Origin of the sequence: Chryseolinea soli (assembly GCF_003589925.1) — a bacterium.
GTDB classification, from domain to species: Bacteria; Bacteroidota; Bacteroidia; order Cytophagales; family Cyclobacteriaceae; genus Chryseolinea; species Chryseolinea soli.
In genome coordinates this window covers 3721633-3746055 of record NZ_CP032382.1, presented here as the reverse complement: position 1 = coordinate 3746055, position 24423 = coordinate 3721633, and the positions used below count along the sequence as shown (strand labels likewise).

The 24423-nt window shown below is 46.7% G+C and carries 13 protein-coding genes; 1 reads left to right on the top strand and 12 read right to left on the bottom strand.

Going from position 1 to position 24423, the window contains the following annotated elements:
• Nucleotide 1 precedes the first annotated feature (1 nt).
• The 12 genes from D4L85_RS15985 to D4L85_RS15930 all read right to left on the bottom strand — a co-directional run bounded on the left by D4L85_RS15985 (nucleotide 2) and on the right by D4L85_RS15930 (nucleotide 21024).
• Nucleotides 2–1855, bottom strand: a complete 1854-nt coding sequence (locus tag D4L85_RS15985) for an FG-GAP repeat domain-containing protein (RefSeq protein WP_119755233.1) — start codon at nucleotides 1853–1855, stop codon at nucleotides 2–4.
• A 54-nt stretch (nucleotides 1856–1909) separates the two neighbouring features.
• Complete coding sequence (locus tag D4L85_RS15980) at nucleotides 1910–3241, bottom strand: MutS-related protein (RefSeq protein ID WP_119755232.1); 1332 nt, start codon at nucleotides 3239–3241, stop codon at nucleotides 1910–1912.
• Nucleotides 3242–3261: 20 nt separating this feature from the next.
• Nucleotides 3262–4617 carry a MutS-related protein gene (locus tag D4L85_RS15975; RefSeq protein ID WP_119755231.1) on the bottom strand — a complete coding sequence of 452 codons (1356 nt, stop codon included), beginning with the start codon at nucleotides 4615–4617 and terminating at the stop codon, nucleotides 3262–3264.
• A gap of 3 nt (nucleotides 4618–4620) precedes the next feature.
• Nucleotides 4621–7029 carry a Gldg family protein gene (locus tag D4L85_RS15970; RefSeq protein ID WP_119755230.1) on the bottom strand — a complete coding sequence of 803 codons (2409 nt, stop codon included), beginning with the start codon at nucleotides 7027–7029 and terminating at the stop codon, nucleotides 4621–4623.
• A 23-nt stretch (nucleotides 7030–7052) separates the two neighbouring features.
• Nucleotides 7053–7982 carry an ABC transporter ATP-binding protein gene (locus D4L85_RS15965; RefSeq protein WP_119755229.1) on the bottom strand — a complete coding sequence of 310 codons (930 nt, stop codon included), beginning with the start codon at nucleotides 7980–7982 and terminating at the stop codon, nucleotides 7053–7055.
• A 295-nt stretch (nucleotides 7983–8277) separates the two neighbouring features.
• Complete coding sequence (locus D4L85_RS15960; RefSeq protein ID WP_160143768.1) at nucleotides 8278–9426, bottom strand: TlpA family protein disulfide reductase; 1149 nt, start codon at nucleotides 9424–9426, stop codon at nucleotides 8278–8280.
• A 132-nt stretch (nucleotides 9427–9558) separates the two neighbouring features.
• Nucleotides 9559–11178 carry a PKD-like family lipoprotein gene (locus tag D4L85_RS15955; protein WP_160143767.1) on the bottom strand — a complete coding sequence of 540 codons (1620 nt, stop codon included), beginning with the start codon at nucleotides 11176–11178 and terminating at the stop codon, nucleotides 9559–9561.
• Nucleotides 11179–11213: 35 nt separating this feature from the next.
• Nucleotides 11214–11906, bottom strand: a complete 693-nt coding sequence (locus D4L85_RS15950; RefSeq protein ID WP_119755226.1) for a DUF4843 domain-containing protein — start codon at nucleotides 11904–11906, stop codon at nucleotides 11214–11216.
• Nucleotides 11907–11940: 34 nt separating this feature from the next.
• Nucleotides 11941–13440 (bottom strand): RagB/SusD family nutrient uptake outer membrane protein, encoded by a 1500-nt coding sequence (locus D4L85_RS15945; protein ID WP_119755225.1) that lies wholly within the window; start codon nucleotides 13438–13440, stop codon nucleotides 11941–11943.
• 19 nt (nucleotides 13441–13459) lie between these two features.
• Entirely contained in the window at nucleotides 13460–16843 is a 3384-nt protein-coding gene (locus D4L85_RS15940; protein ID WP_119755224.1) for a SusC/RagA family TonB-linked outer membrane protein, read from the bottom strand.
• A 177-nt stretch (nucleotides 16844–17020) separates the two neighbouring features.
• Nucleotides 17021–18178 (bottom strand): FecR family protein, encoded by a 1158-nt coding sequence (locus tag D4L85_RS15935; RefSeq protein ID WP_119755223.1) that lies wholly within the window; start codon nucleotides 18176–18178, stop codon nucleotides 17021–17023.
• Between the two features lie 272 nt (nucleotides 18179–18450).
• Nucleotides 18451–21024, bottom strand: coding sequence for a glycoside hydrolase family 2 protein (locus D4L85_RS15930; RefSeq protein WP_119755222.1), 2574 nt, complete (start codon nucleotides 21022–21024; stop codon nucleotides 18451–18453).
• 323 nt (nucleotides 21025–21347) lie between these two features.
• On the opposite strand from D4L85_RS15930, the gene D4L85_RS15925 reads away from it, so the two are divergent.
• A complete protein-coding gene (locus tag D4L85_RS15925) occupies nucleotides 21348–24410 on the top strand; it encodes a SusC/RagA family TonB-linked outer membrane protein (protein WP_119755221.1) in 3063 nt (1020 codons plus the stop codon).
• Nucleotides 24411–24423: the final 13 nt, after the last annotated feature.

The following is a 24423-nucleotide window of genomic DNA, read 5'->3' as shown; positions in this document are numbered from 1 at the left end:
CCTACCGAACATAGTTCATTTTCATTTCCACCTGCTCGGTAACCGGCACCAAACACCGCTCACCGTTACAAGTCTGGTAGTGAATCGTCACATTGACCATGAGTTCTGGAGCAGTTGCTCGAGCGTCATCGTTAAGTCTGAACTTTTGAATAAACTTTATGTCATTGCCATTGTAGATTTCAGAGCCGCCTTTATAATGACTTTTGGGAAGCACAGGCGGATCAATGGCTTCCATACCCTTTGGAAAAGTGAGCTCCATCTTTGTTGGTATCCAACCTTGGGCCTCATTCCCCTTCGTGTCAGCATAGAGATACCATCCCTCCTGGACAGCAAAGGAAACAACAATGCTGTCCGTTTGATAGCTTCTCACGGCGCCTGGAGCCTTGACGTTCACTTGCACCGGCCCCTCCCCTATGCGCTTCGCTATCTCGTTTATTACAGGCTTGGCATCTTCCTGAGCTATGACGGCTACACGCGGTTTAGCAGCGACGGGGTTCTTCTTGCCCAGCATCACATAAGCATACCCGCGATGACGAATCGTTAGGTATTTGGAATCACGCAATTTTCCTAGGTAGTAAGATTTTAAATCAGCATCTGACTCAATCTTCTTCTTAAATGCCTCTATCCCGCCACTATACTCAATAGCACGTCCGGCGTCTTTGCCCGGCGCTTCAATACCCAGATCCTTTAAATAACTCCACGACGCCAGTGAATCAATCTCAAAACCATTTACCGTTGGAAGTGACAACCCGATCACCAGGTCCTGAACGCCATCATGGTTATAATCGGTAATCCTAATGTTGGGTTGACATCCGGGAAATGTCTTGTACATGCCCATAGCCGTAAACAATGATTTCGAAGATTCAAACCGCAGTCCTTTGTCAGTTTGAACTCCTCTGAAGAATACAACAGGATCAGGAGTCTTTTTACTATCATACACATGGGTCACAAGCAAATCCAATACACCATCTCCATCCCAGTCAACAGGGTTTATAAAACTCTTGTAAACACCAGCGTAGTGAGGCGAAGTGAACGCACGATGGGCTTTCAGTAATTGCTCATCGCTCGGGTTAACAACCGAGAGCGGAAGCCCATCAATTCCCAATAGATATTTTCTTAAACCAAATTTAGGCGACTCCTTCGTTCCGACGTTTAACGCTACGCGAAGCTCTCCAAACCCGCCTACAAACAAATCGAGCAACCCATCCTCATTGAAATCGGCAAAATCAGTCGATGTGTAGTTCCAGTAGTCATTTGACTTTGGATCCAACTGATCGCCGGAGCCAGAGGCGAATTTTTCAACGTAGCCTTCTTGCTCCACAAATTGTCTTGGCAAAAAGCCTTCCTTCGAGCCTCGCCACCATGAAACTTGCCCAGGATTGTACTGGCCGGTCAATATATCTGGATATCCATCACCGTTTAGATCCACAACCCGTGGGTGTACCCCGATACAACACCATTGATACGCCGTCAGAGTATCTCCCTTTACGTCTCGTGCATAAAAGTACTTCCCGGAGTAGGCTGGCGCGTTGTTACTACCCGTGTTCAGATATACTTTAATATAGGATCCTGTTTGGCCCGTTTCAAATTCGCCCAGCAACAAATCCATTTTCCCGTCCCGATTCCAATCATAAAAAGCAGGGTATGCCAAGCCATGTTTCTCAGTCCGAATTTCCTTTTCCTTACCAACAATAAGTGCCGGCTGAGAAAGTATAGGTGCTCCCGCGATATCGACATTGGACACTTGCGGAAACTTCGGGAAGTTCTTTGATCGGATACGATCTGTAGCACCCTGTCCAAACAAAAACTCCGTCAGCGACAAGAAGGTAGCGACCAGCAAATTGACCTTTATCATTCGAAATAAATTATTACCACTAAACCATCCAACATAAAATGACTCCACCCAGTGTTAGCCATCCTCCGCTCGGCGAATGATATCGAGTATACCTTCCTTCCGAATGATTGTCATTCCATGCCTGTCGCTCGATATCCCCGTTTCCAGACGGTAGCTATATTGCGGCACTTCCTCTTTCAACATAGTTGGCAAAAACAAAAATTGAATATTGGGTTGTTCCCGCAATGCATCACCCACTTCCACGATGTGCGTTGAGATCACAAAAAAGCAATTGTCATATTCCGAAAAAGCCCGCGTCACCTCCAGCGTAGCATCGTAGGCATCCTTCACATTGGTGCCTTTGAACAATTCATCAAAAATCACGACCATGTTCTTGCCGGCACCGACTTGCTCGGCAGCATGTTTCACCCTCAGCACCTCCGCATAAAAATGACTATAGCCAAGATTCAAATTATCAGAGACGTTGATAGACGTATATAATCCGTCCATTACAGAGAACGCCATTGACTCCGCCGCCACCGGAAATCCGATATGCCCCAGGTAAATCGAAATACCTATTGACTTCATCAATGTTGACTTTCCTGCCATGTTTGCACCAGTGAGAAAAATCATATTCTTATCCCGGCGTAACGAAATCGTGTTGGGAACACCTTTATTCAATGACGGATGCCTTAGATTAACTGCGTGCAGCGTGATCTGGTCACTGGGATGAGCTGACGCGTAAGAAAACTTCCGCTCCCGAGCCACGCCACTCACGGCGATATAGACATCAAGCTCATGAATGCACATTAATAGCTGCTCTGCCTTCTGATGCATCGCACCACGCAGCAGATAGTCGTAGGTCACAAACTCGTAGAAAGGGCCATCTGCGGACGGAGCTTTCTCCAACACCTTCTTAAGTTCCGACCGCCCTAGGATATCTTTCACCTCCTCAATCCGATTTCGATACTGGCTTTTATTCCCATAATCCAAATGATTGATCACATACAGCAGCTGCTCAAGGATTAAAATGGTTATACGCTGCTTCTTTCGAAACTCTTGGTACAGATCATCGCGAAGGAACAGCCCTTGCATTCGCCGAATAACCCATGAGAGCAGGTTCCCCAGTTTCGATGTGTTTAACCCCAGGCCCACATAGTCTTCGGCGATCTGGACATTTGCAGGAGCGAAAGGAAAGGAAATATCCTTTTCCTGGAAATATTGAAACAAGCGCGCCCGCATGTTAATAGCATCGGCATCATCCAAGGGCTGACTGAACAGCTTATCGAGTAACTTCTCCCCTCCTGTCGTCTTAACCTTTCGAAAAATGCTATACACAGAATTTATCTTATACTTCCCGACCAGCGTTAAGTCCTCCAGCGTCTGCTTGTCTACCATCAGTCCCATTCAATTCCCTCGTTATACTTTTATAGCACGGACATGCCCTTCTTGGCTTTAATCCCTTCTTTCAACATCTCCAATATCTTCTCGTTTCGGATAATCACCATGCCGTGTCGGTCGGCAGTTATACCTTCCTCAAGTATATAGGTATATACCGGAACGTGTCCCTTCATTTTGGTCGGCATGTAGATGAAGCGTATATTCCTATTGTTCTTTTCCAACAAATGACCTGCCTCTATGATGTGCGTCGACACCACAAATAGACTGTCCCTTCTCGTGGCAAAGGCACTCACCACTTCGACGGTAGCTTCGTGCGCATCGCTGACATTTGTCCCACGGAACAGTTCATCAAAAATGACCACGAGCTTTTTACCCTCTCCCAATTCGTTGGCAATCTTCTTCAAACGCAACACCTCCGCGTAGAAGTGACTGCTCCCAGCACTCAGGTTATCGGATAAATTGATGGTTGTGTAAAGGCCGTCCATAACAGAGAACACCATCGCAGTGGCAGGCACGGGGAAACCCATGTGTGCCAGGTAAAGCGCGACGCCCAACGTCTTCATAAAGGTGGATTTGCCCGCCATGTTTGCCCCCGTGAGAAACAACACATTCTTGTCGAAACCAACGTCCAATGAGTTTGCTATGGCTCCCTGGACCGCAGGATGGCAAACACCTTCCAATTTCAATAGCAACTGTTTCGACGTACTTATTATCGGGAAGATAAAGTTCCGTTCACGCGCCACCTGGGCGACGGCTAAGTATACATCCAGTTGATAGACCAGTCGCATCAGTTTTTGCATCGGTTCACGATGACGAAAACGCAATAGGCTATCAAAGGCCGCTAGCTCACGATCATTGAACTTATCCTCGTTTACATCTTGGAAGACAACCTCTAACTCGCCACCGATTAAGATCGCCTGAATGGCGTCCCGCTCGGCGCCATAGCTTTGGGCAGCCTGAATCACTTGCGAGGTTATAAATGTCCGTATCGACCGCAATGCCATCACAAGCTCAGCAACACCGCGCTTGATTCCGTTCTCCACGATATCCGGGGCCAACATCTTTTCAATTCTGTTGCCCATTTTGCCCTCACCAACCGATAGCCGAGTACGCTCGTCACTTGTGGCTAAGTACGGCTCAATCACATCAAACTGCCCTCCCTTGATTGGCAGGTGAAACTCTCCGGCAGCGAAATCCTCGATGATTCGGCAACGATTCGTGATCGCTGCACCGTCCCGTAGCGGCGCCTGAAACATCTCCTCAAGCAACGCTGAGCCACCGCGTGAGACACAGCGATTGAATATCGCCAAGATAGATCCACCACCCTGTCGGCCGAAGATATTCAAATCTTCCAATGTTTGCTTATCTGTAGCGAAAACCATCTCCTATTTTCGTTTGCGTCTAATTAATATAACCGTCCCACAGGCAAGAAAAATACCCGGTATAATCCATTGAAGGATGATGCGCTGGAATCTCAAATCATCCATCGTTATCTTGACACCGGTGTCCTTCGCCGTCGGCCTGCTCGTATCAACAGGAAACTTACCATAGCTCATCCAACTGAACAGCGATGTACTAAACATGAAGTTTGCTGTTCCTCGGCGCGACAACTCCATGTTACTCAGAAAATCAGCGTCACCCGCTACGATAATGCGTTGCCACTTACCTTTTACCGTGCGGGTCAACCCTAGTACCGTTGTAAGCGGCCCGGCGACATCACCTTGTGCTTGGGAAAATGTTACGGTTCCGACGGTGTCTTGAATTGCGGCCTTCTTTCCTTCTACCAATATTTTCCTTCCGTCTTCACTTCGAGTTTCTTTCGCAACAGCCCTCGTCACCACGTCCAAATTCAATGGTCTGATACGATTCCACGTCTTGTATTTTTCAGTAGTCGCAAACACCTGGACCGTAAACCGGTCGTCTCCAGTATAGTTTAGGGCTGCCACACCAGGCATGGTCAACTTGGCGCTGTCGGCAATAGCTTCGCCGAGGGGTTTAAAAACTTCCTGCATCTGTTTATTTACAACGGCTTCAACAAAATTCGGCGCATTGACAAGGCCCTCCTGGATAATCATCCCGTTATCCATTGCCACACTTAATTCATCAAGAATAGGCTTCAGCGTGTTCACCTTCCCCGGCTTGGTTGGCTCACCAGCAATCATGATGTTTTTACCTTCTTGAATATACTTTCGAATCTTTTCAACGGCAGTCTGTGACAAGTCAACCCGAGGATCGGCTAACACGACGGCCGTGATGCTTTCCGGAATATCTTCGCGATCTAGCGAAATGTCGACTACATCAAAGCCTTGGTTAATCAGTGAATAGCGGAAGGTAGGAAGGTTTGTCAATGCCTTATAATCACGGTCACCTAAGGTATTAATGTCGCGTTCCAGATCACCTTTGATGAATGCTATCGTTGGCAGGTTTGCCTGTTGCAAACGCAGAAACGCCGCTGCTACTTCCGTTTCGCTTGGCCACATCATCATATCGTCGAACACGCGAAGCTTGGTTGTGCGATGCCTCCACATTAATTGCATGACATATCGGTTCTTCTCTTCGCTCAAATCAATTCGCTTACGAATTTCCTCCGGCGCTACTACGTCCTCCAGATCAATATCCATGGCCTTCGCATACTGTTCACCCAGTTGCTTCAACGTCGGATTCTTACCGGGGTCACCCATGCGTCCTTCGTCTATTGTCACACTATCGTAATACATCACCGTATTAAGGCTGATGTCAGTTTTAAACCGACGAAAGGACTCCCAACGTTCCTGGTTGGCTTTATACGTTCCCGGACTTCCAAGATGAAAGGTTCCATCCAGCAAATTCGCATAGGCCGTTATCTCTACCGGCTCTTCTCCGAAGTCTGCAAGAATTTCTTGGACCTTTGGAGTAAGGGTCCTTGTATCTCCGAAGGTGACATCCCAATATGCGATCAATCCAGGAATTGAAGAGACATATCCAACCAGTAGGGCTGAACCCACAATCGCTGCATACCGACCTGCTTTCACTATACCAGACACCGACTCCATGCCTGCCTTGAGTCTGTAAATGCTCAGACCCAGAAATATGTAGACGATGACCACAAAATAGATCACATCCTTGCTCGTAATTAATCCCCGAAGCATCGTCTCCGTTCGGCCATTGATGGAAAGGTAATACGTCATTTCCCGCACGAAGGCGACCCTTTGCCACACCTCGCCCAGATAACTCAACAACCCAATCATCACAAATGTGCTTAATGCTGCAACGACTTGATAACCCGTCAGACAACTCATAAACAGACCGATTGCCGAATACGCACAGAGCAACAAAAAGAAACCGACCATCGCTGATAGCAACATGTAAATTTGCGGCTCCTTAATATGGAACGTGCCCGCCACAACGAATACCACCATCACAGCAACCAGAATCAAACTATACCCGATCATCCCCATATACTTACCAAAAACAATTTGGGAAACGCTTATCGGCGAGGAATACAAAAGCTTAATGGTACCTCCGCTGATCTCCCGGCTAACAAGGCCCATGGTTAACAGAGGAATATATAAGTATAGATTCCTCATTACCTGCTGAAACATTCCGAAGTTGCTTAGAAACACAAAGTCCGTAAGGTGAGAGTAAAACATTCCCCTTCCACCAATGGAAATTTCCTGTTGTTTGGCGACCATAGACAACACTGAAAAGTATTCCCCCCCACACTGTATCATAAAAACAATCATCAGCAACCACGCAATCGGAGAATAGAAGAGTGTACGAAGTTCAGTTATTGCTATCTTAAAAACGACTTTCATTTTTATAAGAATTAATGCTTTAGCTAGTGTGTTGTTTTAGATGACAACTGTTTAAATATTTCATCAACGGATGTTTTATCCAGGCTGATCTCTCGTAGGCGCCAGCCTTTCTTCACACTAGCTTCTACCACACGTTCAGCGATCTCCTGGTCGCCAGAAAAATGCAAACGCACCTGGCGTTGGGTCAGAAAATCAACATTGGCGATTCCTGGTATTTGCCTAAGCTCCTCTGCTGAGGGCGGGATCTCAAAATGGATTAACATACTATGAGGCTCCACATAATTATTGAAGGCATCCATGGTATCAGAGAATACAATTCTGCCATTCTCTATCATCACAATGTCTCTGCACAACACCTGTACCTCCGAAAGCACGTGAGAGGAAAAAATGACAGCACGATCAAGGGCGATCTCCCTGATCAACGCGCGAACTTCAATGATCTGATTGGGATCTAAACCGTTGGTAGGTTCATCCAAAACAACCAGCTTGGGTCGGTGAACAATCGCCTGAGCGATACCTACGCGCTGACGGTAACCCCCGGAAAGATTTTGCAGCAACCTATTACTAAAGTGTTGCACACCACAACGCTCCTTGGCCTCATTCACTGCATCTTTGATCCGCTCCTCTGGTAACAATCGAAGGCTAGCGCAGTAATTCAGGTATTCGTCGACGGTTAAGTCAAGATATAACGGCGGGTTCTGTGGAAGAAAGCCAATTTCCCTCTTCGCGGCTACACGATCATCCCGCATGTTGATTCCCTGTATATATACATTTCCCTCAGTCTGATTAAGCGCACCACACAGGATATTCATCGTCGTCGATTTTCCGGCACCGTTCGAACCGAGCAGCCCAACGATCCCTGTTTTATCGATCTCAATATTAATGCCCCGAATAGCCCACGCGTTGGTGTACCGATGCGACAAATTTTCAATTTTGACAATTAAATCCCGCATTCATCAATGATTTAGCTCTTAATTTTTTTCTGTTATTAGACCCATTATGCAATCGTGTGAGCGTCCACTGTTGGCTATTGTTGCACCCATGACACCTGGTCCAGAAAACCAACACGCGCACTGGCTTACCAGATCAAGGTATAGCAGCATCATTATAGCGTACGAACAAGCTAACATCCCTTAGTCGTCTCTAAAACTTTACAAACTATATCAATGCGATTTGCGTCCTCCGAAGGGCATCATGCCACACGCCTGGAGTTTACCTATGACCATGCGCATGGTCAGTAAAACAGTACTAGTTGGCCTTCAGACCTTTTAGTCTATCGCGTAGGCGTTTTGACTCCGATTCCCAGGAATTTATTTTGTCGGATATGATCTTCAACGCCCTCTCTAGGAATGCTATCCCACCTTCCTTGTCCCCATCCTGAAGGGCCTCTTCGGAGAGCACAATAAAAAGGTCAGCATTATATTGCAGATTGGCTCGTTCAACGACATAGTCAAAGGCGCGGTCTTTTGTTAATCCCATGATGTCTTCAACATAGTTTGTGGGAAGTTCAGTGCGCTTGAATTCTGCCTCCACCGTCGCCTGTTCCTTGTCAAATTCAGATTGCACGATCGCCGTCACGATCTTCTTATAGTCAATTGCATTAATTAATACAGGTCTGATGAAATACAACGCATCCGATTGTGACTTTTCCATCAAAATAGAAAATCGTAATGGTGCGACATATTCAACCTCCTCTGGGTACTTTGCCAAAAAAGCGCTGCTGAAATACTCCGCTTTCTCGTAGTCGCCTGCGGCAGCAGCCCGCGAAATATCTTCTATACCGATCTCCGGATTGTCCAGCAAAACTGAGGTAAACATTGAAACCTCACGCGCCGTGGAAGGCGTCCAGGCATCCCACCTACCTTTTACGATTCCATCTTTTCCAATGACGACGATGGTTGGATTCCCAGCTGAAATTGACTTACCGTATGCATTGTTGTTGACTGTCATTGGAAACTTGTAGCCATGCTCCTTCCAGTACTTGATCGGATCGCCGCCTTTTGAAACCAGATCCTCGTTGTAGTTGACGCCAATCATTTGAAAGTCGCTACGCTTGAAAAACTTCCTTTGCTGAAACGCGCTACTAAGCTCGGCGGTAAGTTTCTTGCACGGCGAACACCAAGTGGACCAAAAATCCAAGACCACAACTTTGCCCAACAGCTGATCATTCGACACGACCTTACCATCCGGCGTCTTTAGTTTAAACGGCTGAATCGGCAAGTCCACAATAGATACAGTTTCTCCTAAAAACAATTGCCCTCGGTATTTAGGGAAACCTTTCTCCTGTGCAGGCCGCACCTTCTTCAAGGCCGCCTGCCCTACCGCTTGACAGCTTACAAGCAAAACACATACTAATGACGCACAGCAGCCTATTCCTAAAAACGATTTTTTCTTCATATTCATTTTCAAAATCAGAACCGAGGAAGGTGTACGAGGCAACTGTTTAATCCTATTTTCTCATCAACCTAAACCGCAAAACAGCAACTCCACAGAACCTCGACACCCCCTCTAGTTCAAAACAACTTCAGACTATTGATCCTTAATTTCAGTATCGTAGATTATACCAAAGTGCTCACCTCCGGATTCTGTTCCATCATAAACCGAAGCAAGTGTCAACGCTCCGGATACGCCGTTGACTATAAATGCATATACCTTGCCCTGATTGGCGCCATTTACCGTTGCGACTATCATCATTCTATTCGAATACTGATACAAGCTCGTTGAATTTCCAGACGATTCGTATTTGATAATCTTCACCATCGTTATCACCTCCCCGTTAGGAGCTGAAAAAACCGACGATGCTGTGTTTGATCCTTGGAACAAATACTGGTATAAATCTTTCGTCGTCGCATAGTAGGTCAAATTAACGCCTCCTCCTATCGCATAAAACTGCGCATCATCGATCTGCGGAAGGTCCTTCATCGAATAACGACCTGTCGTCACCTGTGCACGATCACCCGCCCAGAAGTTGAAGACTCCTAAAAACTTCTCGCCGGTCAAGACATCCTTCATGACCGCCCGCGTATCCTGCCCACGCGCCGAAACATCCATATAGATCAAATCCGCATTCGTGTTACCCGGCTCCAATCCAACACCAGCCACGGTCGAGGTCGGGAACTTATACAAATAGGTTGCCCCTTGACTGTACAGGCTATACATGAACCCTTTGCTCAACTTATCAAATGCTATGGTCCCGATGCTAGTACCCCCACTCCAGCCGGCATTGCCAATACTCAGGGCAAAAGGGGCTGCGTCATATTCAAATTCCTCATTGTACAACGGACCTACAAAATAGCCATAGAACACACGTCCATCGTCAACGAGCGCCCGTGCACTTCCCGTTCCGTATACTGAATAGAATTCTGGCTTTCCGCTCGCATCGGATGGGTTAATAAACAATGCGGAATAATCGCTTGAGGTCTTTGAAAGCGTGAGGTAATTGGCACGTGTTGAACCTTGGTCAGTAAAAACGTAGAAATTGCATTCGCCAAATATTTGACCAAACCAACTATCAATGTATCCATCCTTTACTAACTGTCGCCCGATGCCCTTTATTTTTGAACCCTGATTGTAGAAGGAATAAAAATCAGGCGTCACATTCTTGGTCACCACGTCGGTTGCCTTGGGCAGAAAGATGTTATCCTCAATTAGACCCAGATCACATTGGGTGCCGTCACCATGCAGCACCACCAGTCCTCGAAACAGCGCCGAAACAACGTTCAACGTAACGATCCCCGAATACACCTCATTCCCGGTCGGCGCTTGCTCTGATACCGGCAATTTTTTATTTGCAACGGAAAGTCTGATCACATACGAACCAACATCACCAACGAACTCATCTATACCGCATTTATACTCCAGGTTCTTTCCCTCCCGGAAGGTCACATATGTATTACTTAATTTATCCCACATTTGCCACGAGTACCTCAAATCCGACTCAGCACCCGCATATGAAATCACGGGACTAATCCGCACCGTGTCGTCGCTAAGCATGGCCGAGTAATCCTTTGGAATTGAGCTCGCATCGATGATGATACGGCCCGGCATCTCGCTATAGTCGTAATTCCCGATATCGTCGTAACAGCCCTGAACAAGCAACATCACTAGAAGAGCATGCACAAAGTATTTAACGTTGAATTTTTGTTTCATAGGTTTAATTCTTAGGTTAGATTTCATGATGATCGTCAGTAGTTAATCCAATCCACCTCCCACGATATCGCTCCACTTTCATCAGACAAGGGCTCCTCATGCGTTGCGTTGTAGTCTACCAACGCCCTCTTCAGCTTAAAAACAGTATACATAAACCCATTTTCCGGAGCGAACGTATTGGGCGCATTCGCCGAGCCCATGACATCGATGTAAAATTTCATTCTGATCTCCGAAAACGGAAACTCATAGAAGGTTCCATCCCACCAAGTCGGTTTCTCAATTTTGTCAGAGAAGTATAATCGGAAAGAAGTGTTTTCAGGAAAGCCCGCAACAAAAACTTCCTCCGAATCCCGAATCTCAAATTTAATTAGCTTGGTATCGGTAGCGATGTCTTCCGTACGATACAAAACCACCTTCAGGTGCGCATTGAATGAATCCTTGCTCAGCACCACAGGTCCGAGAAGCTTGTAGTGCACACCCGCCGTAGCAGTTGATTCCACAATCGGAACCTCCACAACCCTGTCATGACTTGCCAACTTTCCAACAAGCTTGATCACAATGTCCACAGTGTCTTGGGTAACGGAACTCGGTTGGATATAGAAAGGATGCACTACACTATCCTTTTCAAAATGCACAGTGCTTTTACTCTCAAATATTGGAGTTTCTTTCTGGCAACACGTTAAAGCGAAGAACACAACGACAGAGACGATTATTGATACATTTTTCATAGTCTTTCGATTTTAGAATTGTGAACTCTCGACACTATCTGCCGCCGAATGCTGTTTCGTCTGCAGGTAAGTCAAATACATATAACTTGGTGTCCGAGAAACTAAAGGAATACGGCAATGACTCTAAATTCTTGCGTTTATAGTAGAACCAAAGCTGGCCCTCACAAATGAATTCCTTTTGAAATTCCTTTTGAATTTCAACATCCAATGTCTCGGCATTCGGAACCGTCGCGGCATCTAGAACACTCAATTTCCGAACCTGCCGGACAGTGTTAAGCCACACTAGACCGTCTTCAACATTCGGTTCAGATTCTGCCGCGATATAGTACATCTCCGAAATGCGAATGAGCGGCACCTGATTTTTAAACCAGCTTGACGTGACGGCGTCCTGATAGAGTTTGGTTGGAAAGAAGTTGCTGCCATCAGCTAGAAAAAGGTATTGATTCCGAGGATCAAGGGTATTGGATTCATATATCTGATTTTTGATGTATCGGCTTGAATACAGCAACAGTCCCGTAGAAGACCCCATGCCAACGGGAGAAAAATGTAAGGGAACAGTGCCTTCGAGCGCACGTACGTTTAATCCAAAAATATGTTCCGTTGTAAAAGTCCTATCTTTGTTGGTCGCATTCGCTGTGCTGATGCTTGTCAAATTCGCATCCTCAACCCATGGAAATCGTGAAGCCTGAACGGCTATGACTTGCTTAGCATACTTCAAGGCGTTCACTTTGTCACCCTTCCAGAGATATACCCTGGCCAACGCTGCAGCAGCAGCATAATAGTTAAATCGGTATTTGCGATTGTGATAGCCCGGCATGGTCTCAGTCGAAACAGCAGACGATAACACTATTGATGGTTGTTCACCGCTTATAATGGGATCTTTTTCCATCAGCATCAGGGAACGTTGGAGTTCCGATATAATGCGATCAGCCGCCTGTTCAACTGTAAGCAGAGGGCTTACGCGTGAAGATAGGGTGTCCACATATGGAATTGCATTGGCCGCCGGATCTACTGTATAACTCGGGCCGAACATGCGGAGGAGATCAAAATGAAGAAAAGCACGAAGGCCGATCGCCTCGCCTTTCATGACCTGGTAGTTCTCACCTGAAAATACCGTCTTGTTATCGTCGATTGTTTCAAGTAAACTGTTCAGGTTGGCAATAGCGCCATAGGTATCCGACCACATCTTATCAACGACGGCTACACAAGCATCATCCTTCCCTGCGTTGTCGAGTTTATAAGGATATTGATAAAAGAATTTATAGTACGTAGTCGTACCCGATTGCGTCGGGTTGTAGTAACCCGCCAGTACGTCCAACGCTCCAAACGTCATTTCGCGACCGTAAAGGCTCGTGCTCGTCATCTGCGAATATGTCCCTGTGATAGCGTCACGATAACCCGCCTCTGTCGAGAATAGTCCGTCCCGATCAAGCTGGGTCGATGGATTTACATCCAACCAGTCCTCGCAGGAGATTGTCATCAGACATACTGCGACTAGTATGAATCCATAGCTGAGTTTGTATATTTTTTTCATAGTGGAATTTCCTTTTACATTAAAAAGTAGCCTGTACCGAGAACGAGAAGTTGCGCGCGAAGGGATATTGCGCCCCACGTTCTGTCTTTACAGATGATATCCTGCCTAGTTCATTGGTATAGAAGGCAATCTTCAGACGTTCCATTCTGAATGTTTCCAAAAACTTTCGGCTCTGCACCTCATACCCAACATTGATTGTTGAAAAGAATAGTTCGTTGTTATCCTGAATGAAGCGCGTGGTAGGTTTTGTAAAATTGATCACTTGTATCGAGCTACTAACCTCCGGCCTTTTATAGCGCGAAATGTCTCCTGGCTCGCTCCAGGCGTCATAAATCCTACGATCAAGATTGGAACGCCCATCGATGTTTTCAACCCGCTCAACCAGCGTTGCGTTATAGATCTTACCGCCAACGTTGTACAGACAAATAAGGGATATGCTGAATCCTTTGTATCCAACATCGAACCCTATCGTACCACGCAACGTTGGGTCAGCATTACCGGCAATAACTAAGTCCTGGGCAGACCACTGATCCGTGAGATTGCCATTCCTATCTACAAAGACTTCATTCCCAGAGGCAGGATCTATTCCGAGTGACCTAACAGCCCAAAGTGCACTCAAGGACTGCCCTTCGATATAGCGAGCCACCGGCCCTGTGTACAGCTTGTTTTCGCCAGTGACATTTTCATTCTGTTTTTTGTTATAGCTGCCAAACGCATTGGATATTTCCTTCAGCGTATTTTTGATATGCGTCGCCGTTCCGGAAATATTCACATAGGCACGCCGTGCAGAGTTATGGAACACCTGATATCGAAGCGACACCTCATAGCCTGCGTTCTGAGTCTTCCCTAAGTTTGTCTTGTAGGTTTCAAAACCAAACGAAGGTGGCGCAGAAAGGTCTACGAGCAAGTTCGTCGTGATCTTTCTGTAAATATCAGCCGTTATCGCCAGCTTATCACCAAACATGGTCAGGTCAACTCCCGCGTTATAGTCCATGTTCTTTTGCCATCTTAAGTCAGGATTAGGCAGTGCAATAAGCGTCGCTCCTTTTGTACCGTCATAAACTACAGTGCCATACCTGTATGTCGCCAGAGTCATGTAGGAGTTAGCATTCTGTGAGCCTGTATATCCGAAAGACCCGCGGATTCTGAAATTGCTGAATATTCCTAGATTCTGCACGATACGTTCATTGTGTAAATTCCATCCAGCACCCACAGACCAGAATGATCCCCATCGGCTATTCGCACCGTAAATAGAGGACGCGCTCGTCCGATATGACACGTCAACCATGAATCGGTTATCATACATATAGTTTCCAATGCCGACAACGCCAAGGGTTCTGGCATGGTCATCCGTCCCGGTCGGAGAACTTGCGCGTTGATAATGCGTTCCCATCGAAATGTCGTTTGCATTATCACTACCAAACCCCTCGGCTACATAGGTGTTTACTTTGGTGAGTTGGTCGGCAATATTCAAGGTTGCATTAGCAAACAGAAAGTGCTTCCCAAACACCGCATTGTAGCTCAGTCCCAGGTTGCTCTGCACCATTCGCATCGTCCCGTCGGTCTTTGCCCACAGCCCTTTGTAATCAAGGAGGCCATTCGCCTCCGTATAGCCAATAAAGTCGGTATGGCTTGGCGGCAAAAACTTGTCTGATCCGTTCCGTTGACTGGTGTAGCCTAAACTCCCTGTGAACCTGAGGTGATCAACGATATCCCATTCCGTATACAGGTTATTGATCACTTGCGTATAACGACTTTCATCAATGATATTCAGCGAAGCATTATAAAGTGGGTTATAGGTTATCGCCCAACCGTCCGACGTCGCACCGTTGGGATAGAACCCGGCGATTGGTTTCAGCTTTCCATTTTCGTCGTAGGGCGTCCAATACGGATTCAAACCAACGTAGTTAGCAAATGACCCATAGGGAGAATTGTGCGCGTTATTCTGCGAGAATTCGAGCATGTTGCGAAAGCGTAGCTTCTTCAACCGGTAGGACAGCGTTGTACTACCGGTATAGGTCTTCCGGTCCGACCCCTTCATGGCACCGGTGATTCCATTGTAGGAGAAACTCGCGCCATACCGGAAAGCCTCGTCGCCGCCATCAAATAAAACGGAATGCTTTTGGTCAACACCCGTCTGCACCGGTTTGGCTAGCCAATAGGTATCCACGCCTTTCGTGTATACATCTTGATATAGCTTGTTATAAGCATCTTCTCGGAAGCTGTTTATTTCCGGCAAAGGTGATGTCCACATATCATGATCTCTTTCCCACTGAAGCTTCTCTTTCGCATTCATCAGGTTGTACCCACTGAGATCCGGAGCCTCCAAATTCAAGCTGCCCGTATAGTTTACACGCATCTGCCCACTTTCGGGTTCAACGGTTTCAATAACGACGACGCCATTACCGGCCTTCGCACCATAAATCGCTTTCGCGCTAGCGTCTTTGAGAATCGTTACACTTTTGATCCGGTTGATATCCAGGTCATACACACGCTGCAGCGTCGTCTCAAAACCGTCCAAGATGAAGAGTGGCTGATTCGGATTGCCACTAAATGAACCCGTCAAGTCAGGCATGCTCGACTTGCCACGAAGATTGACAACCGGGAGGTTGTTAGGATTCGACCCCATAGCCAGGTTTTCTTGGATTTGGAAGGAGGGGTCGAGATTCTTCAAACTTAGAAACAGGTTCTGATTACCGGCAGCTAGCAACTGTTGCTTGGTCACCGTCTTCACCGAACCCGTAAAGCTTTCTGCATTTCGATTCACAAGACCAGTAACGATAATTTCTCCTAACTCCGTTGAATTCTCTGTCAATACAACGTCAATATAAGATTGTCCTTCGATCGCCACTTCATATTTAGCGAATCCTATAAAGGAGAACACTAATATATCCGTCTCCTGAGCCTGAATGGTGTAAGCACCGTTTGAATCCGTTACCGTTCCCGACTTTGTTCCTTTAATGATTACGCTTACCCCTGGAAGCACGGGGCCTGTTGGCTCACTGACAACACCAGACACGGTGATAACATTATTCGTAAAGTGTCCCTTTGGAAAACTCTTGCCTTTTTCAATAACAACAGTACTTCCTTGAACAGAATAAGAATATCCACTTTGTTTTAAGCAAATGTCCAAGACATTCTCAAGCGGTACATCCTTCACATCAATGTCGATACGACTTGCTTTTTCAAAATAGGCTTCATCATACACGATCGATATTCCAGTTTTACGAGACAATTGTTTCAAGACCTCCTGAACAGTTGCATTTTTAAGTTTCAGGGTGACCGTTTGTGCATTGCTGTGGGCGCTGATCTTCATTAGAAAAACCAGCGAGATGAAAACTGTCAGTTTCGCGACTCGAAAAATTTTGGGGTTTGCGAAATTTTCTTTTGCCTTTTTGTACATAGGTTTAGGTAAGGTTTATTTTAGACATGTGCATTACGCATAGGTATATAGTTGTACAGTTTAGGTGGTCTAAAAAAACACAATAAGGCATCGTGCACCGACCAAATTAGGTCAATACAATTCAACTTCAACTAAAAACATTGAACAGTGGTGGATATACCTTACACCAAAGGATGGTTAAGACCTTACAACCAGCACGCCGTCCTCCATCGCGAAATCGGCGCCACTGGCGCGCAAAAGATTCAGGATGTCCTTCAAATTTGTATGTCTACTGATACGTCCTCCATACTTCTTCCCTTTCGATGCTCCTTCGAAACGGACGTCGACATCGTACCATCTGCTTATCTGTCTCATTATTTCTTGCAAGGATGAATTATTGAATTCAAAGAACCCCTGCTGCCAAGCCATTACTTGCTCCACGTCAACCTGGCTCTTCTGAATATCTCTCTGCTGTTGCTTTTGCACAGCCTGCTCACCAGGTTTGATGATCACAAACGAGTCCTTATTCCTTACTTTCACCGCCCCCTCCAACAGAGTTGTTCTTATATACCCCTCGTCTTCGTATGCATTGATATTAAAGTGTGTTCCCAGCACCTCGACCACAGCGTCACCGGATTTTACCACGAACGGTCGTTTAGCATCTTTCGCAACCTCAAAATACGCCTCACCTGTAAGCTCAACTTCGCGCAAGTCGTCAGCAAAATGCGCGGGGAATCGCATCGATGATGCCGAATTCATCCATACCATTGTACCGTCCGAGAGCTCAAGCTTATATTGGTTCCCGCGCGCCGTGCTAATAGTATTAATATGAACCTCGCCACCATTATCATCAGCCGGCGTGAGGTACGAAACCTGACCACCTTTCTTGCTCACCACGACGTTCCCCTGCGTGGAAATCGTCCCATCTCCCACTTCCTCCAACTGCACCACAGAACCATCTCCCAATGTCAAGGTAGCGGCATCTCTTCCGGGTAGCCGATCAATATTCGTTTGCGCGATAGTATGATCTACTTGCGTCTGAGAATTAAAATCAACCGTATACCACAAGGTCACCGCCGTTACGATCATGGCTGCTGCAGCATATTTCACATACCTTATTGTACTGGTCGGGAAAGGCACTACCTTAGTTTCTTCTCCATCTACTTCAATATTGATCTTCTCCAGTAGACTGTTCTTCAATGTCTCTTCGTCATCATGCCGACTCCAAAGAATTTCGTCAGTCGGTTCCTGGTTGTACCAGTCTTCCAGTTTGGCTTTTTCTTCCGGAGTAATGGTCCCCTTCCTCCATTTGTAGGCTAACTCTTGTACTTCCTTTGGTGGTAATTTGGAGCTCATAAAAATATTTACTGCCAACAGTATAGCGCGAAAAATCCACACTATCCCTTAATAGGAAAGTAACTTTTTATTAACACCCTTCTTAAACTGAATATCAATCGATTTAGTAAAGCGTGTTATCGCCGTTATACCTTCAGATACCAACGGTAGTCGAGGTCTCGTTCCGCATTTTAGAGCTTTCCTGGGAGGAGGATGTAAAATTCGAACCGCTCCGCGGCGCCCCGATTTTGCCCGTCACCAACATTTTTAATCAATGCTATTCTTGCTTGTAGTTAGTTGTCCTGCGTACCGGTAATCTTTATTTCAGCAAGCTTAGCGGTCGAAGATGACTTGAACGACACCCGTAAATAGCTTCCTGCCTTTACCCCTTTGACTTTAAGATGTACATTATTTTCCGGTCTGATACGGTTCATGTTATCAGAAACCAGCGTCCAGTCCGTCTGATTGTCAGAAACCTCCACCTTATACTGCCAAATAGCTTTTGAAGGAAATTCCAATTTTACATCAGATACGTTGACCCCCCGCTCCATATGGACCGTTAAGGAAGGATGGTTGTCTTCGCCTGCCGGCTCCCACCATGTAGCAGGACTACCGTCAGTTGCGAAACCCGCTCCATGTCCCTGGTTTGAACTGCTGGCAAACGTTGGATTATTCCTTCCAAAAACTAAAACTCGTCGTTGACCATGTTCCTTCGGCGCCAAGAGCACCGGGCCTACCCGATCATTTTGAGGGTTCCCCTCGACAAATGTGACATCTCCTGTGAAGGACAATTTAAGCCTCCCAGTTATTAGACCGGCAGATTCGGCCCATATCTCAGTATTACCGGCAAAGAAGGACCTGAATTCAATTGCCGCCAGTCCATCCACAATCCCTATCAGGCTCCCCGGTTCGAACGTAATACTTCGCCCCGTCGGGAACTGGCCGGGACCACTAACCACGCGCAAGGTCACTGCAGGCGAATTCGCGATGGGTATGCCGGCCATATCGACAACAGTCACCGTCAACATCACATCATCGGTCCCGTCAGTACCTACAACCATCTTGTCGCTGCTCAATACTAGCGCTGTCGCCTCCCCTGGTTTAGGCCATGCAGGTGGCGGAATATTCAAGCTGTTATTCCGATACCAAAACCAGGAACGCTTCGGAATACGGAAGTAATCGATTATTCCCATGCGGGCCAGACGTGACCCAGCGATGGAACCATGATCGAAGGCACACCAAATCGCCTGGCCACTTCGCCATGGATGAAGCTCCATACCGTTGTCTTTGGACAAGTCCCCCCATCCCGGCGAGTAGTCCCCAGGCCGCTCGGCAATCGTGCTCCCGTATTCAGAAACAACACTTGGAACACCCGGATTCTGAAAGGCCTCAATCGTGGCACCATCCCCATTATACCCAGCAATGTCCCCCAAACGATCAATGCGTGTTTGATCCAACGGCCTCTGGGCACCTCCAATGGCTGCCGGACGTGTAGGGTCCATGTTGTGAACAAGCGTCACACATCGTTTCAGCAAGTTGCTAAGGGGTTCAATAGTTGCGGGCAAGGTAAAGAATGGCTCATTGCATAAGCTCCATGTGATGATAGACGGATGGTTACGGCTTATCCGGATCATTTCGGCAAGCTGCTGCAATACGCTGGCATCAAATCCTGCGCGATCAGCAGCATGTGGAGGATAAGCATTCGTGTTCCAATACCCTTCTGGATTCTCAGAACTTCCTCCAATTCCCCAAAACGCATTCTCTGACCAAAACAAAACCCCCAACGAATCGCAGGCTTCAGCAAAGGCAGGATCATGTGGATAGTGGGAGCCCCGTATAAAATTAAAACCCGCATCCTTTATTAACTTAACATCGCGAAACAAACCTGCATTCGATACCGCATCACCCCAGCCCGCGTGATCCTGATGTACGTTTGCTCCCCTCAGATAAACATGCTCGTTGTTAAGAAAAAAACCTTTATCGACAGTCCAAGCTATTTTACGAATCCCAAACCGCGTGCTGTAAACATCCATCAGATCGGTGCCATCCATCACAGAAATTACTGCCGTATACCGTTGAGGATTGTTCAGGTTCCACAGGATCGGCTGGCTAAGTTTATTAAACTGTTGCGTCACAACAGCGGTGTCGCGCGGTAATATGGTTGTCCGTTCAACGAGGCTGGCCACAGACTTGCCACTGGGATCAAGCAATTCAGTTTTCACCAATACATGTTTGGTGACGGATTCACCATTCACAAGTTCCGTCACTACATTAACATCGGCACTCATTTTATCTACATTATTACACGTAATAAATGTCCCATACCAGGCAACGTGAACAGCATCAGTAATTACTAATTTAACATCGCGATATATCCCACCCGAAAAGACATGTTCGCCCGCCCGGGGCGCCAATCGTGCATTCCATAGATTATTCACTCGCACTGCGACAACATTCTTTCCTTCCCGCAGGTGCTTGGAAACCTCCAACGAAAAACCGGTATAGCCGCCTTTGTGTTCACCCACCTTATTTCCGTTGACGAAAACTTCGGCTACTTGAAAAACGCCTTCGAATTCAAGTGATATCGCCCGCTTAAACTCTTCCTTTGTCAAGAAAAATTCCTTACGATACCAGCCATAGCCGACATAAAAATCTGTTTCCAGAAAGTAAGGGGTACTAAAGGAATGCGGAATACCCACACGATCCCAATTGCGATCGTCAAATGCTTCCTTGTGGGCACCGGCATGATCCCCAATCCTGAATTTCCAATCCCTATTAAAATTGAGTGTTTTTCGCGGAGATCTGGAAAAAACAACGATTGGCAAAAAAATACAAATAAAAAGTAGGGAAAACGTGCGGATACTCATGTGATACCATGGTTTCAAGTTTGACAAGACAAATCAGGTTTTGGCTGAAAGACAACGCTCTAAACTTTTTATACTCTCAGGTTGAGTATCGTTTCCGGAATCGTTTGTCATATGGACAGCCGGTATAAAAAGGTACGCATACGGCAATGCTTCTCGCCGGCTTAGTTTCCTCATTAAACACCTGAAACAAACCTCGAAAGAATGAAAACAGTAAGGCAAAATTCCGGATAGTAGTACGCTCCCTGTCACACCACCGCGGCCACAGCCCGCAGTAGTGGAAACCTTAGTAGTTAACCAAACAACTAAACCTAAAACGAAAACAAATGCACATTTCTACAAATCAAATAATTCAGGCTCGTAATCGATCACCGCGATTACTAGTCACGATCATTGCCATGCTGTGGGTCATGCTGCCCTTGCTGGCACAGGCTCAGCAGCAAATCTCGGGGACTGTCACGGACTCCGAAAACAATCCATTACCCGGTGTAAGCGTCCTCTTAAAGGGCACTACCACGGGCACCGTCACGGATGCCGGGGGTAACTATTCGCTTTCTGTATCGGATACTTCGATACCATTAGTGTTTTCATTTGTTGGATTTCAATCCCAGGAAGTCGCCATCGCCGGCCGATCCTCAATTACCATCGTACTAGCCGATGACTTGACAACATTGGGCGAAGTCGTGGTCGTCGGATATGGTAGCCAGGACAAGGCGCAGGTGACCGGTGCGGTCGCAACCGTAAGTGGCCAAGACTTAAACAAACGTGTGGTCACAAACCCGGCGGCGCTTTTACAAGGACAACTCCCAGGGCTCCAGGTTGTTCAAAACTCAGGCGAACCTGGCAATGAAGGTGTCAACTTTAAAATCCGCGGGATTGGAACCTTCAGCGGCGCAGGTACTGATCCTTTAATTATTATTGATGGCCTTCCGGGAAACATCAGTGCGCTTAACCCCAATGACATCGCTAATGTCACCATCCTAAAGGATGCTGCCGCGGCAGCAATCTATGGTGCACGTGGCGCCAATGGTGTGATTGTGGTTACAACAAAAAAAGGACAATCTGGTAAAACCAGTATAACCTATACATTCAACAACGGTACCACAAAAGCCACGGCCCTTCCTGATTTAATAACCAACTCGGCTGAGTTTATGGCACTCAACAACGAGGCCCGCGTCAATTCAGGACTCAATCCGATTTATTCACAAGATCAAATTGACTTGTATCGAAACGCTACAGATCGAAACAAATATCCAAATCACAATTGGCTGGGTGATATGTTCCGAACCGTCAACGTCCAAAACCATTATCTCAACGTGAATGGCGGAAACGAAAACACAAGCTTCAGTATCGGACTCGGACATACCAATCAACCTGGTGTGATGCGTGGTTTTGACTATCGCAAGTCCACCCTGCAGCTCAATTTGAAAACCAAAATCAACAAGCACATCACCTTCGGAACAAACTCCATGATCCGATATGGTAAAAGGAAGGGTGCACCACAAGGTTCGACCGATCAATTCCTCGCTACGCTTGCACAATCGCCACTTTACGCGCCCAAATTATGGGATGGCAGCGGACGATATACTTTCCGCGCTTATTCAAATGAGGCCGGTAACAAAAACCCAGTCGCCATCGCCGAAAACTTATCTCAAAACACCGACGAAGTTTATGCACAGTTGAACGGATTTATTAATGTTGAATTGATTAAAGGCCTAAACTGGGAAACAAGAGGAGGTGCAAATTACAGAAACGCAAAATCTTCAGATTTTCGCGGCAGAATTCCCATGTATTTGTATTCCGACCTGTCTGCGCAAAATTTTGTTGACGTCGGTACGCTCGGTCTAAAAGTCGGTCAAGCTCAGAACCTTTATACAGTCTTATATTCTCAGCTGACTTATGAAAAACAAATGGGAAAACATTTCGCGAAAATTCTGGCTGGTGGTCAGCAAGAACAGAACCGAGCCGATACCCTCGGAGCATCGCGTCGTGAATTTCCTACCAATCAGCTCACCCAGTTAAACGCCGGTCCCGCTGATGGACAGACCAATTATGGCACAGCAGCCGAATGGGCCATTCGCTCCTACTATGGCCGTATCAACTACGACTACGATGATAAATACTTGCTGGAAGCAAGTACCCGCTACGATGGAACGTCCCGTTTACCGAGCGATAATCGTTGGGGACTCTTTTATGCCTTCTCCGGTGGATGGCGAATCAGCAGGGAATCATTCCTTACCAACGTGTCATGGCTGAATGACCTGAAGTTGCGAGGATCCTGGGGTAAACTTGGCAACCAGAATATCGGCACATATCCGTACCAAAATGTTTTGTCACAATCGGTTTACCCGTTCAATGGCCTCTCCACTGGTTTCTACGCACCAGGCCTTGTTGATCCTAACCTTACTTGGGAAACAACAAAAACGGTCGACTTTGGCTTCGATGCCCGCGTGCTCAACGATAGACTTGAATTCTCTTTCGATTGGTTCAAGAAGGACACCTACGACATTCTGCGGTCTTACCAAGTACCTTTGTACACAGGTTTGAATGCTCCTACGGTAAACAATGGAAAGATCAGAAACATAGGATATGAGGCACAAGTCGCCTATCGCGGCACGATCGCCGAGGACATCAATTTCAGATTGGGCGCCAACATTCAACACTACAAGAATAAATTAGTAAGCTATGGAAGCCGGGACATATCCGACAACTCTATCCGGGAAGAAGGGCATGAACTTGATGAATGGTATTTATACCAATGGGACGGAATATTTCAATCTCAGCAAGAGATTGACAACTCCCCGAAGCAACCCGTCGTTCCGCAACCTGGTGACCTCAAAATTAAGGACGTAAACGGCGACGGCAAGATCGATGCCAGCGACAGAACCTATACCAAGGGCCGTTATCCCGTCGCCTCCTATAATCTGTCCGCGAACTTTGCTTGGAAAGGGTTTGACTTGGGAATTCAATTCTACGGCTCCTGGGGGCAGAAACTATACGTATCAGGCTGGGGAATCGAGCCTTTCAGACAAGGATCAGCACCGACTACCGCCTGGCGAAACCGCTGGACACCGGACAATCCGTCGACGACCATGCCTCGGATTTATGTTGCCGATAGTTATCCCGCCGTCCAAAATTATAACTCTACCTACTATCTGCAGGATGCAAGTTTCTTGCGCCTGAAAAATCTCACGCTAGGATACACAGTACCCTCAGCGCTGGTCAGCAAGATCAAAATGCAAAGCCTGAGATTCTTCTTTTCCGGCGACAATCTGCACACGTGGAGCAAATACAAAGGCCTAGACCCCGAGAGAACTTCTGTCAGTGGTAACTACGTCGCGTATCCGCAAAACCGGGTATTCACACTTGGCTTGTCCGCATCACTTTAAAGACTCATAACAA

What these genes read in the sequence shown, in the direction of transcription:
- D4L85_RS15950 (WP_119755226.1), bottom strand. Translation starts at nt 11,906, where the DNA reads ATGAAAAATGTATCAATAATCGTCTCTGTCGTTGTGTTCTTCGCTTTA.
- D4L85_RS15945 (WP_119755225.1), bottom strand. Translation starts at nt 13,440, where the DNA reads ATGAAAAAAATATACAAACTCAGCTATGGATTCATACTAGTCGCAGTA.
- D4L85_RS15955 (WP_160143767.1), bottom strand. Translation starts at nt 11,178, where the DNA reads ATGAAACAAAAATTCAACGTTAAATACTTTGTGCATGCTCTTCTAGTG.
- D4L85_RS15935 (WP_119755223.1), bottom strand. Translation starts at nt 18,178, where the DNA reads ATGAGCTCCAAATTACCACCAAAGGAAGTACAAGAGTTAGCCTACAAA.
- D4L85_RS15985 (WP_119755233.1), bottom strand. Translation starts at nt 1,855, where the DNA reads ATGATAAAGGTCAATTTGCTGGTCGCTACCTTCTTGTCGCTGACGGAG.
- D4L85_RS15925 (WP_119755221.1), top strand. Translation starts at nt 21,348, where the DNA reads ATGCACATTTCTACAAATCAAATAATTCAGGCTCGTAATCGATCACCG.
- D4L85_RS15975 (WP_119755231.1), bottom strand. Translation starts at nt 4,617, where the DNA reads ATGGTTTTCGCTACAGATAAGCAAACATTGGAAGATTTGAATATCTTC.
- D4L85_RS15965 (WP_119755229.1), bottom strand. Translation starts at nt 7,982, where the DNA reads ATGCGGGATTTAATTGTCAAAATTGAAAATTTGTCGCATCGGTACACC.
- D4L85_RS15980 (WP_119755232.1), bottom strand. Translation starts at nt 3,241, where the DNA reads ATGGGACTGATGGTAGACAAGCAGACGCTGGAGGACTTAACGCTGGTC.
- D4L85_RS15940 (WP_119755224.1), bottom strand. Translation starts at nt 16,843, where the DNA reads ATGTACAAAAAGGCAAAAGAAAATTTCGCAAACCCCAAAATTTTTCGA.
- D4L85_RS15930 (WP_119755222.1), bottom strand. Translation starts at nt 21,024, where the DNA reads ATGAGTATCCGCACGTTTTCCCTACTTTTTATTTGTATTTTTTTGCCA.
- D4L85_RS15960 (WP_160143768.1), bottom strand. Translation starts at nt 9,426, where the DNA reads ATGAAGAAAAAATCGTTTTTAGGAATAGGCTGCTGTGCGTCATTAGTA.
- D4L85_RS15970 (WP_119755230.1), bottom strand. Translation starts at nt 7,029, where the DNA reads ATGAAAGTCGTTTTTAAGATAGCAATAACTGAACTTCGTACACTCTTC.